This is a genomic window from Fictibacillus sp. 5RED26, assembly GCF_015903895.1.
GTDB lineage: Bacteria > Bacillota > Bacilli > Bacillales > Fictibacillaceae > Fictibacillus > Fictibacillus phosphorivorans.
On the sequence record NZ_JACZDU010000001.1, the window covers coordinates 724643 to 739440 of the forward strand.

A 14798-nucleotide genomic window follows, 5' to 3' on the forward strand; every position below is an offset into this window, starting at 1 on the left:
TTGCACGATTGACATCCTTATCCATAAGTTGAACCGAGGTGATATGTTTTGTGTGGCAGATATATGCTTTACTACGAAAAAGATGTGATTATTGATGCTTTTAACTTAGAAAACGAATTTGATTATGATAAACGCTTTAACATTGCTCCGAGTCAGCAAGTTCTCTCGATTATTAAAGCGAGCTCAGGAAATAGAGCAGGATATATGAAGTGGGGGCTTGTCCCAAGTTGGGCGAACGATCCGAAAATAGGAAACAAATTAATGAACGCGAGAAGTGAGACAGTTTATGAAAAACCAAGCTTTAAAAACTCTTTTGTTCAAAAAAGATGCTTGATTCCTGCAAGTGGATTCTACGAATGGGTTATTGAAGAAGGTGTTAGCAAGAAGCAGCCCTATAAGTTTACATTAAGAGATAAAAAGCCGTTCGCATTTGCCGGGATCTGGTCTAGATGGACAGGTGAAGTCGAAGGACAGCAAGAAGAAAGAATTACCTGTTCCATCTTAACAAAAGCATCTAATGACTCTATGAAAAGATATCATCACCGTATGCCGGTAATGTTAGAGCCAAACGTTGGAGAGAACTGGTTGGATCGCTCAGCAAGTAAGGATAAACTTTTTTCTATTCTCCAAGACAACAACCCAGAACTATTTGCAGAACAAGTCACTATGGATTTGAACGTTCATAGAACTAGCTGACAGTTTCTTTTGATCTGTATTTGATCAGGTGAAAGTGTCATTTTTTTTACGAAAAATAATCCAAGAGTACTATATTGTAAATTCTTTGTAAGTCTTTCTGACTGTTTTAATATAAAACTAACAATTGAATCGACAGAATTGTGTTATATTTTTCATGGATTTACATGTTTTACATCCTATTAGTGAGGCAGGTGGAACGATATGTTCATGAAAATGACGAAAAGGCTTACAAATATAAGTATCATGCTAGTAATGGTGCTTAGCATGGCTATACCACTGCAGCAGACTGCATCTGCAGCTGACGTTCTAACGGTTAGCGAAGCATTGGTTAAGCAGGATAAATCAACACAGATGGTTGAAGGGTATATCGTAGGAACTGTTCATGGAGGTAGTGGGTCTTCTATCTCATTCAAACATGAAGGACCATTTACTGCGAATACCAACTTGGCCATCGCAGATTCAGTGAACGAAACAGACAAAACGAAAATACTAACTGTTCAATTACCTAATAATGCTGCAAGATCTGCATTGAACCTCGTTGATCACCCTGAGAATTTAGGGAAAAAAGTTCAACTTGAAGGAACACTAGAGGCCTATTTTAGTGTGCCAGGACTTAAAAATGTAAACAAATATCAAATTATTGATGGTGCTCCTTCTGAACCACAAGTAGAAGAAGTAAAGTCTTCGGTTGAGGGACAGGTTGTTTCTAAAGGGACTTCAGTCGTACTCTCTACTGAAACAACAGATGCTGAAATTTTTTACACTTTAGATGGACAAGATCCGACTACAGCTAGCACACGTTATACATCTCCTATTTCAGTAGATGAAGATGTAACCATTAGAGCTGTCGCTGTTAAAGAAGGATTTAAGAATAGCAACATATCAGAGTTCAAATACCAAGTTGCTCTATCCGGACTTCGTATCCATGATATTCAAGGTGCAAGTCATCAATCTCCTGTTTCGAATAAAGCAGTAGAGGGTGTCGAAGGAATTGTAACAAAAGTTGTAGATAACAATAATTTTTATATGCAGGACGTTAAACCAGACAAAGACTATAGAACGTCTGAAGGTATTTTAGTCTACCAAAAAGATCACGGTCAGACTAAAGGAAATCTTGTTTCAGTTGATGGGCTAGTAAAAGAATGGGTACTTGAAGGATATTCTGATAAATTAAAAACAGATCTAGCTGTTACAGAGATTAATGGAAGTCGCATCACAAAACTACAAGAAGGACAAAAACTTCCAAAGTCAACAATCATCGGTTTGTTTGGTCTTCAACAACCAACTAGAGTGATTGATAATGATAACTTTGGGTTGTTTGATCCAAAAGAAGATGGCATTGATTTTTATGAGAGTTTAGAAGGTATGCTTGTAGAAGTAAAAAATCCTGGTGTTCTTGCACCTCAAAAATATGGAGAACTTGTTGTTGTTCCAGATTTTTGGAAGCAAAAAGAATTTAACTCATCAGGTGGTCTAAACATCAAGGAATTTGATTACAACCCAGAACGCATTTTTGTCGATATGAACGACGAATCGTTTGTGGCAAAAACAGGAGATTTCTTCTTGGGCTCAATTACTGGAGTTGTCAGCTACGGATTTGGTAACTATAAAGTGTTAGCTGACCGAGAAGAACTTCCAACGTTTGTTGAAGGAAGAACAAAACCGGAAGTTACAAAGATTCACGAAAAACATAAAGAGTTAACGATCGCGAGCTTTAACGTAGAGAACTTTTCTGCACTTGAAGAAGGGCGTGACAGTACGAGCGATGAAAAAGTATCGCGTATCGCAAAATCGATCGTTCGTAACCTGAACGCACCAGATATCGTAGGGCTTGTTGAGATGCAAGATGGAAACGGTCCAACGAATGATGGTACGACAGATGCAAAAGAAAGTGCTGATCGATTAATCGCTGAGATTACGGCGCAAGGTGGTCCACAATATGTGTATACAGATATCGCACCAGTTGATGGACAAGACGGCGGAATTCCTGGTGGTAACATTCGTGTAGGATTCATCTACAATCCTGAACGTGTTTCACTTGCAAAAGGAACTAAAGGAACAGCAACAGAAGCGGTAGGCTATAAGGACGGGAAGCTTACTGTAAATCCTGGGCGTATCGATCCGACAAACCCAGCATTTGAAAACAGCCGTAAGCCAGTCGCAGCACAGTTCATGTTTAAAGGTGAGAGCGTAATTGTGGTTGCGAATCATTTTAACTCAAAAGGCGGAGATCAGCCGCTGTTTGGGAAAAATCAGCCTCCTTTCCTTGGAAGTGAAGCGCAACGTTTAGAAATCGCGGGAATTGTAAATCAGTTTGTTAAAAATGTTAAGAGTGAAGATAAGGATGCAAAGGTCGTGCTGCTTGGAGATTTCAATGATTTCGAGTTTACGAAGACGCTGCAGAAAGTTAAAGGCAAAGAGTTGACGAACATGATCGAGAAAGTTCCTTACAAAGAGCGCTACACATATTCTTACCAAGGGAACGCTCAAGTTCTTGATCATATTTTAGTAACAAACAATATGGCGAGAAAGACAAAAGTTGATATCGTTCATATCAATTCGCAGTTTATGGAAGAACACGGTCGAGCAAGTGACCATGATCCTGTGTTAATTCAAGTAAAACTAGATAAAGTCAGATAAATAAATAAAAGTCATCCGCATATTGTGGATGACTTTTTCATGTTAACTGCAGTTTAGCGTCGGTATCCGCCACCTAGCTGTTGTTCAGCCATTTGAACAAGACGTTTAGTGATTTCACCACCAACAGATCCATTCGCACGGGATGTTGTGTCTGGTCCTAGTTGAACACCAAACTCAGAAGCGATTTCATACTTCATTTGATCCAAAGCTGCTTGTGCTCCAGCTACTACTAATTCGTTAGAGTTATTGTTACGTGCCATATGTATCACCTCCTTGTATTACTAGTTTGTATATATTTAACAATTTTATGCGCATGATGGAAAAGTTTTTTTCGGAAGAAGAGATCGATAGGTATTCGCATATTTTTGCTTTAACCGACACCAAAACCCGTAAGTTTCGTATGATACATCATCCCCCTATTTTTATTTTCAAGATAAGCGCTGAGCTGGTTTGTTAAGCTCAGTGCTTTCTGTTTATGACGCCTGTTGATACTATGGTAGGTAATTGATTACTAGCTGATTGATACATAAAAAGATAAAATTGTAGAAATTAGAATAATAAAATATATTTGATTTTAACGCATTCGTTTTATAATGAATGAAGGATATAGATTCAATAGTAATATGAATAGATGAAGGATCAGAAACGTTAGAACTTCATGCAATTGGGAGAGCGGGTGTAGGATGGGGAATAAAAAAGAGTATTCCCGGTGGAAAGGTATAGGACTAGCCTTAGCAGGAGCTTCTCTTTGGGGGTTTTCAGGAAACGCAGCAGAATGGATCTTTTCACATTCAGCAATGACCGCAACATGGTTAGTTTCAGTCCGTATGGTAATGGCTGGAGCGCTGCTATTATTTCTAGTCTCTTTTCATCACAATATATTTGAAGTTTGGAGAACTAAAAAAGACCGAATGGATTTAATAGTATTTTCTTTAACGGGTATGCTTGGGGCACAGCTTACGTTCTTTTTGAGTATAGAAGCGGGTAATGCACCAACGGCTACACTGCTTCAATTTTTAGGCCCGGTGTTTATTACGATCTATTTTGCGTTAAAGTTCTTAAAATGGCCAAAACGAAAAGAATGGATTGCAGTACTAATGGCTCTTTCAGGAACGTTCCTGCTCTTAACAAATGGAAGTTTGCAAGAGATAACGGTTTCCGAAAAAGCTATATTCTGGGGAGTTCTCTCAGGTATTTCAGTAGCTATATATACCGTCTATCCAGTGAGACTGTTAAAACAGTATGCATCTGCTACGATCGTAGGTTGGGCCATGTTGCTTGGTGGATCTGCTGTTTCTATTTTTACTCAGCCGTGGCAGGCGAATGCAATCGATTGGTCATTCTCATTATTTGGGATGCTATCATTTGTAGTAGTATTCGGAACACTATTGCCTTTTTATCTCTACTTAGACAGCTTAAAGTATATAAGCTCGACAGAAACGAGCTTACTTGGAAGTGCAGAACCTTTAGTAGCAACCCTTGTATCTGTCATATGGCTTGGTACTGCGTTTGGGAGTTTCCAAACAGCAGGAGGCATGCTCATTATTTTGACAGTATTCTTGCTATCTATGCCAGAAAAGGGACTAATACAAGTGAGTCAATCAATAAAAAAGTAAAGCAAAACGCATGATTTGACATTTATACGGAATCGTACCACTATGGTAGGGAAGAACATTCAACAGGAGACGATGCGGATATGAATGACAAAATAGTATTTTTTGATATAGATGGAACGCTAGTAAATGATGAGAAAATTATTCCTGACAGCACGAAAGAGAGTATACTTCAGTTGAAAAAGAACGGCGTACATGTAGCAATCGCCACTGGACGTGGCCCGTTCATGTTTGAACCAATTCGTGAGGAATTAGAGGTGGATTCGTTTGTGAGTTTTAACGGATCTTATGTTGTTTTTAAAGATGAAGTGATTCACAAGACGCCGTTATCTAGAGAAGCGATTCTTAAAATTGAAGAAGAAGCAGAAAAGGCAGGTCACCCTCTTGTCTATCTTGATCATGAAAGAGCGACAAGTAATGCTGATAATCATGAGATCATTAAGAACTGTACGTTTAATCTCATGCCGAGTTATCCCGTTTTCCACCCAGGATTCTATAAGGAAAATGAAGTTTATCAAGTTTTATTATTCTGCCAGGAACAGCATGAACATGTCTATCGCGATGGATACAAAGGCACGTTCGATTTTATACGCTGGCATGAAAATGCGTTAGACATTTTGCCAACTGGTGGTTCTAAAGCAAAAGGAATTGAAGCTTTTATGAACCAGATAAACATGAAACCTGAGAATGTGTACGCATTTGGTGATGCGTTAAATGATATCGAAATGCTTAAAGCAGCGGGAACAGGAATTGCGATGGGCAATGGTTTAAAAGAAGCAAAAGACGCGGCAGACTTTGTTACAAAATCAGTTGATGAAGATGGTATCTATCATGGACTTAAGCATTTTGGATTAATTTAATCATGGAGCACCCTAGTTGAATTCAACTAGGGTTTTTTTTGTTCTGAAAATTGCAGTGAAAAAGGTAAAGGAGCAACCTTTTAATGACGATATAACACGTACAGCAAGTAAAGAACTTTTCAAATAGGAGTTGAAACGTGTGAGATTGAATGTAAAGGTGATGTGTTACTTTTTAATCGCTGTCTTTTTAATCGTAAGCTTTCCATTAAGACCTGTCTCGGCAGCAGGAAAAACGGCAACAGTGAATGCAACAAGCTTGAATGTTCGCACAGAACCTTCCTCATCCTCAAAACAGATCGGATCATTAAAAAAAGGCGCGAAAGTTACGGTGTTCCAGATAGAAAAAGGATGGGCAAACATATCTTTTCAGGATAGAAAAGCTTGGGTTAGTTCAGCGTACATAAAGGTAAATAACTCAACCAGTTCCAAAACACCATCTCAAAAGGAAGCAAAAAATATTAAAACAGCAAAAGTTACAGCAACTTCTCTAAATGTGCGGAGTGGTGCAGGAACTCAATATAAGACGGTAAGCTCGCTAAAGAATGGAGCGGTAGTTTCTGTAATTAAAGAAGAAGGCAATTGGGCTAATATAACATACGGTTCAATTAAAGGATGGGTAAGTAGTGCGTATCTATTGAATCAAACAGGTACAACTCCTCCTAAGCCTCCTACAAACAAACCTGTAAACAATGGAAAGTGGGGAACAGTAACAGCGACGTATTTGAATTTTCGATCATCGGGAAATTTATCTTCACCGATCATCGGCTCACTCAAATATGGTACTTCTGTTCAGATTTTGTCAGAGTCAGGAAGCTGGCTTTCCATTCAAACGTCCGATGGAAAGAAAGGTTGGGTATCTAGCCAGTACATATCACTAAAAACGGGAGGGTCTCCAATCGTTACAAACCCTAAGCCTGCAACGAAACCTCCAGTTGCTCCACCTTCATCTGTATCAAAAAAAGTTGTCGTCTTGTCAGATGGAGTGAATATTAGGCAAGGTCCTTCTACAGCATACTTAATAGTGGGTCATGCAAATCAAGGGGACGAATTCGCATTTCTTCAATCTAAGAACGACTGGGTACAAATTAAGCTGCCAAATGGTAAAAGTGCTTGGGTGGCAGGATGGCTTGTAGCTGTTCAACAATCATCCTCTAACAATCCTTCAACTCCTAAACCATCCTTGAAGGGATTAAAAGGAAAAAGGATTGTGATAGATCCTGGTCATGGTGGAAATGATCCAGGAGCTTCAGGAAAATCATCGGGTACACAAGAAGCCGCTATGACGTTGATGAGTGCGAGATTATTAGCCACACAGCTTAGTAATGCAGGTGCAAAAGTCATCTTAACTCGAAGTGATAATACGTATATATCTCTTAATAAACGTGTGGAGATTAGTCATTATCATTTTGCAGATGCATTTGTTAGCCTACATTACAACTCAGCTTCAGATAGATCCGCTACAGGACTGTTAACCTTCTATTACGGCCAGAAGGACCTGAAATTGGCGAACTCGGTAAACAACGGATTAATTGGAGCAAATACGGGATTAAAAGGTGGAAATGTTAGATATGGAAACTTTCACGTTCTACGTGAAAACAAACAACCTGCCGTATTAGTAGAGCTTGGTTTTTTGTCAAATCCATTTGATGAAAGTATAATCAAGAGTAATTCTTTTCAAACAAAAGCAGCAACGGGTATTACGACAGGATTGGCTCAATATTTTCAATAAGGTGAAGAGGCAGTGATTAAAAATGTGAACTTTTAATCACTGCCTCTTTTGTTTCAGTAAGTATCTTTTCCTATTCTTAATTCGCTTGACTGGATTTTATGTTCACTTTATTCATATAATTAAAATCATAAATAATAAATGTAGTTAACAATAGGTGGTGCCAAATTTGGAGAACTCTGGACTTATTCTTGAAGGTGGAGGAATGCGCGGTGTTTATACGGCAGGGGTACTCGATGTTTTTATGGAGAACGACCTTTACTTTCCGTATGTGATCGGGGCATCTGCTGGTGCTTGTAACGCTGTATCATACTTATCACGCCAGCACGGAAGAAATCGCACGGTGAATCTAGAATATAGCTCACATCCTGAATATATTTTTTATATGAATTGGTTGTTTAAGAAGAAGGGGTTGTTCGGTATGGACTTCATATTTGATGAACTTCCAAACCGCCTAGTTCCCTTCGATTATGCTGCATTTAAACAATCGAAAGAAAGATTTGTAGTCGTTGTAACAGACGTAAGAACAGGCCAACCCGTTTATTTGAATAAAGAAGATTACGAAGAGATGGAGATCTCAAATGTTCTACGTGCATCATCATCCATTCCATTTATCGCACCAGTAGTCGAGCTTGCAGGAGGTCAGATGATGGACGGAGGGATTGCGGATCCTATACCTGTTCATAAAGCTTTGAAAGATGGCGTGCAAAAAGGAGTCGTAATCCTCACTCAGAATGAGGGTTATCGCAAGAAAAAGCCTAAAATGACGTGGGTAACGAAAAAATTCTATCCTGAATACACAGGTCTCGACGAAAGTTTACGTGGACGCTACATCAAATATAATGAGACGCTTGATTTTATAGAAAAAGAAGAGAAAAGTGGAAACTTATTTGTCCTTCGTCCCATGGAGAAAATGATAGTAAAAAGAATTGAACGCGATCCTAAACGACTTGGAGTTCTGTACGAACAAGGAAGAATAGATGCACTTAACCAATTGGATAACTTAAGAAGTTGGTTATCCAATTAAAATCAATCCACTCTCCCGTATCATTTCATGCCATAAAAATAGAAAAGCTTGCAATAGAAGTCACGAAACAGACCTCTATAGCAAGCTTTTTTCATTTAGTATATCTTTTGAATAACTTGTTCAATATCTGGTTCTTTCATCTGAATATCGACCGGTTCTCCCCATTGTGTGACTTTTTGAAGTAATAGAGGTGAAGATAGAAGAGAGCGATCATAATCGATAATTAACTTTTCGTCTTCCCATGTCATTCTTTCAATTCCTTCTAATTGTATGTCAGCCGTGTTTGGTTTTACACGATACTGAATCTCCATGACGCTTGGTAATCCAATATTCTTTCGTAAATCTTCCAGCGTTCCATCTAAAACCATTTGTCCGTGATTGATCACGATCACGCGGCTGCATAACCGTTCAATATCATCCATATCATGTGTGGTTAACAGGATGGTCTTCTTCTCGTTTTCGTTCAGTTCTTTTAAAAAGGCTCGTATACTTGTTTTTGCATTAACATCTAATCCGATCGTAGGTTCATCTAAGAAAAGGATGTCAGGATCATGAATCATGGCTGCAGCAAGGTCCCCGCGCATCCGTTGCCCTAGAGATAGTTTTCGAACAGGTGTGTCCATAAACTTTCCAATCTGAAGCATATCATCATACAACCTCAAAAACTGGCGATATTTTTCATCAGGTACTTTATACATTTCTTTTAAAATATCAAAAGAATCACGTAACGGGAGATCCCACCATAGTTGTGTACGTTGTCCGAATACAATGCCGATCTTTTTGGCTACTTCTTTTCTTTTTTTCTGCGGGCTCAATCCTCCCACTGTGATTTCACCGCTAGTCGGATGAAGAATACCTGATAACATTTTAATCGTAGTGGATTTTCCAGCACCGTTCGGCCCGATATAGCCTACGAATTCACCCTCTTCAATAGAAAAAGAAATATCATCTACAGCTCTTACCACATGATGCTTTGTAGAAAGAAGAGAACTAAACGACCCGATAAATCCTTTCTTTGTTTCATAGATTTTAAAGTGTTTATTTAATTGCTGAGCTTGAATCATGTATAGCCCTCCTCAACTTCCTGTACTATGGTAATGGCGGATTCCAAACATCCAGAATCGTAACGCTATGAAAAGAAAAACGATTGAAACGAGTGGTGGTAATGCTAGGTTCCAAAGGTTACCACCTTTATTTAATAGAAACAGAACAGGTGTATAATTCATGAATCCTACTGGGATGACTGTGAAAAAAATGATTTTGAGCCAGCCGGGATAGATGTTCATCGGATAGTTGGCTGCATTAAATGGAGCATATAGAGTAAAGGTTTGGAAATCTTTGATCCTCTGTGTCCAAAAGGCAATGGTAGCTGTGATCAACCCTAGAGAAAAACAAATAAGTACTCCAGAAATGATAGTTACAGGTAAATAAATTAACAAAAGAAATAATTCAACGTTATTAAGTTTTAAACCGATAATAGAAATAACAAGGATCAGGATACCTTGTATCGTTCCTCCTATTCGGGATAGGTCTATGTTTTTAGTCAAAAGCAATGATAACGGAGAGACAGGTCGAATTAGAAGACTATCGAATTCACCTTCGACCATATAACGTTCAAAATTATGTACCTCTACACAAAATACTCTGTACAGAGTAATGGCAACAGATGAGATTCCATAGAGAAGCCCCACTTCATAAAGATTCCAACCCTTTACATCGTCAAAACGCTGCAGAATGGCTGCGAGCAGCACAAAGTCCACCGCCATGATCAAACCGTATGATAAGGAGGATACGAGAAAGTTCATCTTATACTGCATACGTGAACGCAAACTTCCTGATAATAGTTTCAGATAAAGGTTCATGACTTATCCTCCTTGAATTTCTAACTTATGGCGTGCCTTCTCAGTTAGCCATAGGTTGAAGCATGTTAAAACCACGACCCAAACCAACTGGATAAGAATAACTTCACTTGAAATCTTCTCAAGGAAAATCATGACAGGGTAATAGATGGCTCCTGCAAAAGGTAAATAGGGTGTGATAGAAGATAGGGGAGCTGGAAGTAAATCGATAGGTACAAGTTGTCCTCCAAGTCCAACCAATAAAGTAAAGTTTACAAAATGCGCCCAATCGATCTCAGTCGTCCAGCATGCACTTATCCCTACTAGGTAGTGCAGGTTAATAGAAATGATCATGGCAAAAAGAATAGAAATACATAAGAAAAAATAAGTCAGTATGTGTTGAGGAATATAAAAGCCTACTGTTAAGGAAAAAACAAGCCCAATAGGAAGAGATCGAAAGAACAAGTTATACACTAATCTTCCAGCTTCTTGAGAGGTAACATAGAGAAAAAAGTTTGTTGGTCTTGCGAGTTCTAAAGATATTGCACCATTTCTTATTCCGTTATGAATATTGAGTCCTGCCGTTAAGAAACCGGATAACCAGAGGATGCATTGTACAGCCGCAATGTAAAAGGTCATATCTAGGGCAGTGTAGGGACTGTCATTCTCTTTTCCTTGCAGTACACCGACCCATATGGCAATGAAAACAAATCCGAAGATCGCACTCGCTGCATTATTAATCAGATGCGCCACCTTGTATTGCATGTTACGCATAAAGCTCTTTTGTAAAAGAATCCAATAAACCATAAGTCCCCCTTTATGAAGTTTTTATTTTTTAGCGCAGAAGTATAAAATAGCAAATTTTACAAAAGTTTGCAATTCTTTTTTTGGAGGTTATTTCTATGTCATGTTCACAGTGTCGTCCAACAGGAGATTTTCCGGAGAGTGGCTTTTTTCATATCCGTACCGATCATCCCGTTCTTTTGGAAAGTTTGATGAATTTATTTAAAGAGCACGGTTTGGAAGGCATTCATTCTGGAAATGTTGCATCAGCAAAATATAGCAATCTTATAGAACTGCAAGATTTTATGGAAAAGTCACTTAAAACATTTAACGAAATTGCTGTTGGGTCATTTTATTGTTCAGTTACTTCTGCATTGGAAGAAATGAGCGTCTTCACACCTTGGATTTCATTTCAGCAATTTTTTGAAAGAATGAAGCATATCGATCTGTATGACATTATTCAACAGCAGCTCTTCACTACACACTCGCAGCCTATTGTTTTTTTACAGAGTGGAGAGATTTATGGATATGAGTTCTTACTTCGTCCATCAACTGAAGAATTTGAATTCAAACCTTATGAACTTTTTCAGTTTGCTGAACGAGCAGGTCTTCAGGCGCTGTTGGACGGAAATGCTAGGATGACTTCTATTCGAAATAGCGCTGGAGCTGTTTCACCAGGCTTGAAACGATTCATTAATTTCCTTCCGTCATCGATTTACGACCCAAAGCATTGTCTGGCTACAACATTTAAAGCAGCAGCTGACGCAGGAGTAGACCCAAACGATCTCGTCTTTGAAGTGGTGGAGACAGAAGAAATCGCAGACATCGATCATTTAAAAAGTATCCTTCAAGCTTACCAAGAGCAAGGAATGAAAGTAGCACTAGATGACTTAGGTGCAGGACATTCAACACTTTCTGTATTAAAAGAGCTGAAACCAGACTATGTGAAGATTGACCGTAAAATCGTTTCTTTCTGTGATGAAGACGCATCTAAGGAAGATATGATACAAAAAATCGTTGAGGTTGCAAGAGAAATAGGTGCTGTCGTACTTGCAGAGGGAATCGAGAGAAAAGAAGAAGCAGATATCGCACTTAAATGCGGAGTTGAGCTTGCACAAGGCTACTATTTTGGCCGTCCAGTTCCAACAAAATCTTTAGCTGCAGCTGTTCAATAAATTTACGAAAACCTTATCAAAAAAAGATAAGGTTTTTTTTACCGAATGACTTGGAATAGTGACCAACTTCTAGTAATCTATAGGTAGATGCTTTTGTAATATAATTGTAAAATTAACGGGAATATTTCCAAAAGGAGCGGAATGATGGTAACGAAAGCGGATCCGGAAAAAAAGAGGAAAAAGTCGCAAGTGCCCTTTCGTTTAAATGTCTTGTTTTTGGTCGTCTTTTTTCTTTTCTCAGTCCTTATTTTAAGGCTTGGTGTTCTCCAAATCGTAAATGGAGAGGAAAAACGGCTAGAGTCTGAAGCAGTTGAAGAAGTTATCGCAAGGAAAGAAGCGCCACGAGGAAAGCTGTTAGACAGCAACTTCCGTGAGGTCGTAGGGAATGAACCTTTCTTTTCTTTAACATATACGAAAACAGTAGATACAAAAGCAAAAGACACGATGCGAATTGCAGAATGGCTAGCTGATCGCCTTGGGGTTACAGAAGATCAGATTAAAAAGATCACAGAACGCGATAAAAAAGACTATTTTATCGCGAAACAAGATGTGACGAAGATGATGGAAGAGCGCCTTAGCAAGAAGGAAAAGAAATTAAGTGACAAAGATCAATATATCGCACTCGTCAATAAGATTACAGAGGAAGAAATCAATAGTCTAACTGACAAAGATATTAAAATTCTGGCTTACAAACGTGCAATGGATACGGGTTATGCGTATTCAGCACAACGAATTAAAACGAACTTGAACAACGAGGAAGTTTCCGTAATCTCAGAGAATCTTGGTGACCTTCCTGGGGTAGATATTATGGCGGATTCGAAAAGAATCTATCCGTACGGTGATTCTACCATTTTTGGACAAGTTAAACAGATTCCAAAATCTAAAACAGATTACTTTATGAGCATGGGATATGATCGAAGCGATCAAGTGGGAATCAGTGGTCTTGAAGACCAATACGAAAATGTATTAAGAGGCACAAAAGAAAAATCTGTTTACCTGACAAATCCAAAAACAGGTGCAACGATCGGTGAACCTAAAACGATTCCAGGTCAACGTGGAAAAGATATCGTATTAACTTTGGATATGGAGCTGCAATTCCATTTAGAAAAAATTCTCGAGGAAGAAATCTTACGAGCTAAGCCATTAGGAGGAAATGACCTTCTAGACTCAGCATACATCGTTATGATGAACCCGAAAACTGGTGAAATAAAAGGGATCGCAGGGAAAAAGTACAAAGATGGAAAATTTACGAATGATTCTTATGGGGCACTGTTTGATGCCTATGAAATGGGGTCAACCGTTAAAGGAGCAACCGTTTTAACAGGTCTGCAACAGGGACTAGTTCATATGGGAGAAGTTATTGAAGATAAACCTTTCACAAAAGATGGAATGAATAAATCTTCTTGGAAAACAATGGGCCCAATAACAGACTTACAGGCTTTAATGATGTCTTCCAACGTTTATATGTTTAACATCATGGATCGTATGATTGGTCCTGAACATTGGACACAAACGTATGCTGAAGCTCGTTATTCTTTTAATCAATATGGTTTAGGTGTAAAGACAGGAATTGACTTTCCAAACGAAGCTGTTGGATATGAAGGAAAACCGCCTGAGGGAGAATCAGCTACTCTATATGACTTGGGTATCGGTCAGTTTGATACATACACAACAATGCAACTTGTTCAATATGTATCAACCATTGCGAACGATGGGTATCGTGTTAAGCCACATCTTGTTCGTGAAATTAGAGAACCAGCAACAGATGAAGAAAGTCATGGTAAACTCTTAAAGCGCTTTGAGCCAGAGATTTTAAACAAGATTGATGTTGAACAAAAATACATTGAACGCGTTCAAGATGGATTTTGGCAAGTTATGCATGGATCTAGAGGTACTGCTAAAGGCTATTTCGATGACCCTGCAAAATACCACAACCCAGCAGGAAAAACAGGGACTGCTCAACGTATCATAAGACATCCTCGTACGGGGAACATTGTGGAAAAGCATAATCTTACGCTTGTAGGTTACGCACCATTTGAGAATCCTGAGATTGCATTTGCCGTAGTGGTTCCAGAAGGTACACCACAGAACGGAAACCAAAAGATCAACAAGTACATCGGCCAACGTGCACTCGAAGCATATTGGAATTTGAAAGAAGAATACGGTGAGAATGCAGCAACAGTTACCGGTAATTTAGAAAAAGACAGCGAAGAGGACTCAGCAGAATGATGCTGAGTTTTTCTTTTCCTAAAAGATTATTGCTTTTTACTCTTTTTATTTACTTCAATGACAGTTGATTGGAGCGTATGGTGTGAGACTCCAGAGGGACAGGCTGGCAGATTGAAAAGTGGAAGTGGCTCGTTCAGCCCCTACAAGCAAAAGTTGAATGGGCTATGAAGGCGCACTTTGCCTTCTGACCGTTAAACTTTTGACCTCGAGG

General features: G+C 38.8%; 12 protein-coding genes. 8 read left to right on the plus strand and 4 right to left on the minus strand.

Features of this window, described 5'->3' with window-relative positions:
- Window positions 1–48: 48 nt before the first annotated feature.
- Window positions 49–696, plus strand: coding sequence for an SOS response-associated peptidase (locus IHV10_RS03870; protein ID WP_255550901.1), 648 nt, complete (start codon window positions 49–51; stop codon window positions 694–696).
- Between the two features lie 207 nt (window positions 697–903).
- Window positions 904–3336, plus strand: coding sequence for a DUF6359 domain-containing protein (locus tag IHV10_RS03875; protein ID WP_231619410.1), 2433 nt, complete (start codon window positions 904–906; stop codon window positions 3334–3336).
- A 53-nt stretch (window positions 3337–3389) separates the two neighbouring features.
- On the opposite strand, the gene IHV10_RS03880 is transcribed toward IHV10_RS03875, so the two are convergent.
- The gene (locus tag IHV10_RS03880; protein WP_066288466.1) at window positions 3390–3596 is read right to left on the minus strand and encodes an alpha/beta-type small acid-soluble spore protein; all 207 of its coding nucleotides are present in this window, start codon (window positions 3594–3596) and stop codon (window positions 3390–3392) included.
- A 423-nt stretch (window positions 3597–4019) separates the two neighbouring features.
- On the opposite strand from IHV10_RS03880, the gene IHV10_RS03885 reads away from it, so the two are divergent.
- From IHV10_RS03885 to IHV10_RS03900, 4 genes are all read left to right on the plus strand, one after another.
- Window positions 4020–4952, plus strand: a complete 933-nt coding sequence (locus tag IHV10_RS03885) for a DMT family transporter (protein WP_197127404.1) — start codon at window positions 4020–4022, stop codon at window positions 4950–4952.
- A gap of 80 nt (window positions 4953–5032) precedes the next feature.
- Window positions 5033–5809: a Cof-type HAD-IIB family hydrolase gene (locus IHV10_RS03890; RefSeq protein ID WP_197127405.1), complete on the plus strand. Its 777-nt coding sequence runs from the start codon at window positions 5033–5035 to the stop codon at window positions 5807–5809.
- A gap of 139 nt (window positions 5810–5948) precedes the next feature.
- Window positions 5949–7538, plus strand: coding sequence for an SH3 domain-containing protein (locus IHV10_RS03895; RefSeq protein WP_197127406.1), 1590 nt, complete (start codon window positions 5949–5951; stop codon window positions 7536–7538).
- Window positions 7539–7704: 166 nt separating this feature from the next.
- Entirely contained in the window at window positions 7705–8562 is an 858-nt protein-coding gene (locus tag IHV10_RS03900; RefSeq protein WP_197127407.1) for a patatin-like phospholipase family protein, read from the plus strand.
- A gap of 95 nt (window positions 8563–8657) precedes the next feature.
- Here the strand turns inward: IHV10_RS03900 and IHV10_RS03905 are convergent, their stop codons facing one another.
- From IHV10_RS03905 to IHV10_RS03915, 3 genes are read right to left on the minus strand one after another with little or no spacing between them, the layout of a single operon-like run.
- Window positions 8658–9626 (minus strand): ABC transporter ATP-binding protein, encoded by a 969-nt coding sequence (locus tag IHV10_RS03905; RefSeq protein WP_197127408.1) that lies wholly within the window; start codon window positions 9624–9626, stop codon window positions 8658–8660.
- Between the two features lie 12 nt (window positions 9627–9638).
- Window positions 9639–10424: an ABC transporter permease gene (locus IHV10_RS03910; RefSeq protein ID WP_231619411.1), complete on the minus strand. Its 786-nt coding sequence runs from the start codon at window positions 10422–10424 to the stop codon at window positions 9639–9641.
- Between the two features lie 3 nt (window positions 10425–10427).
- Window positions 10428–11207, minus strand: a complete 780-nt coding sequence (locus IHV10_RS03915; protein ID WP_197127409.1) for an ABC transporter permease — start codon at window positions 11205–11207, stop codon at window positions 10428–10430.
- 95 nt (window positions 11208–11302) lie between these two features.
- Here IHV10_RS03915 and IHV10_RS03920 point away from each other — a divergent pair, with 95 nt between their 5' ends.
- Window positions 11303–12358 (plus strand): EAL domain-containing protein, encoded by a 1056-nt coding sequence (locus IHV10_RS03920; RefSeq protein WP_197127410.1) that lies wholly within the window; start codon window positions 11303–11305, stop codon window positions 12356–12358.
- Between the two features lie 144 nt (window positions 12359–12502).
- Window positions 12503–14587 carry a peptidoglycan D,D-transpeptidase FtsI family protein gene (locus IHV10_RS03925; RefSeq protein WP_197127411.1) on the plus strand — a complete coding sequence of 695 codons (2085 nt, stop codon included), beginning with the start codon at window positions 12503–12505 and terminating at the stop codon, window positions 14585–14587.
- Window positions 14588–14798: the final 211 nt, after the last annotated feature.

Bases quoted from the DNA above. Each gene is read 5' to 3' on its own strand.
- IHV10_RS03875 (WP_231619410.1), top strand. From the start codon at position 904: ATGAAAATGACGAAAAGGCTTACAAATATAAGTATCATGCTAGTAATG.
- IHV10_RS03885 (WP_197127404.1), top strand. From the start codon at position 4,020: ATGGGGAATAAAAAAGAGTATTCCCGGTGGAAAGGTATAGGACTAGCC.
- IHV10_RS03910 (WP_231619411.1), bottom strand. From the start codon at position 10,424: ATGAACCTTTATCTGAAACTATTATCAGGAAGTTTGCGTTCACGTATG.
- IHV10_RS03920 (WP_197127410.1), top strand. From the start codon at position 11,303: ATGTCATGTTCACAGTGTCGTCCAACAGGAGATTTTCCGGAGAGTGGC.
- IHV10_RS03915 (WP_197127409.1), bottom strand. From the start codon at position 11,207: ATGGTTTATTGGATTCTTTTACAAAAGAGCTTTATGCGTAACATGCAA.
- IHV10_RS03905 (WP_197127408.1), bottom strand. From the start codon at position 9,626: ATGATTCAAGCTCAGCAATTAAATAAACACTTTAAAATCTATGAAACA.
- IHV10_RS03925 (WP_197127411.1), top strand. From the start codon at position 12,503: ATGGTAACGAAAGCGGATCCGGAAAAAAAGAGGAAAAAGTCGCAAGTG.
- IHV10_RS03880 (WP_066288466.1), bottom strand. From the start codon at position 3,596: ATGGCACGTAACAATAACTCTAACGAATTAGTAGTAGCTGGAGCACAA.
- IHV10_RS03890 (WP_197127405.1), top strand. From the start codon at position 5,033: ATGAATGACAAAATAGTATTTTTTGATATAGATGGAACGCTAGTAAAT.